Genomic DNA, 1,025 nt, shown 5'->3' with positions numbered 1-1,025 from the left:
TTTCGCAGCCGAATGGATGCCCCCGATGACCCTGCCATTGCATCGCTCACCGACACCCGAGCCTTACCGGCAGCAGGTGGGTGCATCCTACCCCTCACACTCAACGCAAGGCGGCCTCCGGGCCGCCTTCGTCGTTTCTGGAGCCCTTTGATGACCCTAAACATCGCAATCAGCACAGCCGCCACCATACCGCACGGCCTGATCCTGTTCGGCCGCGACGAACGACAGCGCCCCCACTCCTCTCGCTTTGCCGCTGGCGAGAGGGCCGAGGCCGAGCGTGCCGCTGGGCTGATGGGCATGCACGTGATCGAGATCAGCGACGATACCCAACACAGCCTTGCCGTGGCTTACCGAAAGGACGCTTGTTCGGGAGCGGCAAAGCCTTCGTGCCGTTCGTCAAAGCCGAGGTGTTTGACCGGCTCGTCGCGGCGGCCGGCCTGCCCGACGTTGCCGTGCCCATTAGGGCTTCAGGCAAGGCCGCCAGCGCCCCTCCGGCGTCAAGGGGCGGGGCAAGTGGCGACGCAGGCGCAGGAGGCCCTGGCGGCCGTTTCAAGGCACCCGTCGATTGGCCTGAGATCGAACGCGGTTGCCTTGTGCTCGCCTGCGCTGGGCCCCAGGAGAGCTGGTTCGAGGCAATCATCATGTACACCACGGCCGACGACGCCTTCGAGCTTCAGTGGCGCGACTGGCCGGACGATGGGCTGATCACCCGGCACCGCAGCGAGCTTGGTTTGCTGCCGCCCGGCGCGGTGCAGAGCGCAAAGCCAGGGGCATGAGCCGCCCGGCCCCCATCAGCGTCGAGGCGGATCCCGCCTCGACCACCCACACCAACCGGGTGCGTGCCCTCAACGATGCCTTCCGCCGGAGCTTTGTCGGCGGCCATGTGATGCTGTCGCGCGGGATTGCCAGCCTGCCAGAGGAACAGCGTCGCGAAGCCGAGGCGACGGTGCAAGCGTTCGAAGCCTTCAGCGTCGCCGACGACCCGTATAACGAGCACGATTTCGGCGCTTTCGACCTCGCTGGGC

2 protein-coding genes are annotated in these 1,025 nt (G+C 66.7%); both read left to right on the top strand.

The window, feature by feature from the left end:
- Positions 1–362: 362 nt before the first annotated feature.
- Positions 363–776: a hypothetical protein gene (locus MBTS_RS16750; RefSeq protein ID WP_238254308.1), complete on the top strand. Its 414-nt coding sequence runs from the start codon at positions 363–365 to the stop codon at positions 774–776.
- Positions 773–1,025, top strand: a 253-nt coding sequence (locus MBTS_RS16745; RefSeq protein WP_192216070.1) for a DUF3768 domain-containing protein, incomplete at its 3' end; no start/stop codon positions are given. The genes MBTS_RS16750 and MBTS_RS16745, both read left to right, overlap by 4 nt.

It is taken from the genome of Methylobacterium bullatum, from assembly GCF_014845095.1.
Taxonomy (GTDB): Bacteria; Pseudomonadota; Alphaproteobacteria; order Rhizobiales; family Beijerinckiaceae; genus Methylobacterium; species Methylobacterium bullatum.
Note: the sequence above shows the minus strand (reverse complement) of the source record. Positions and strands in the feature narration are given on the sequence as shown.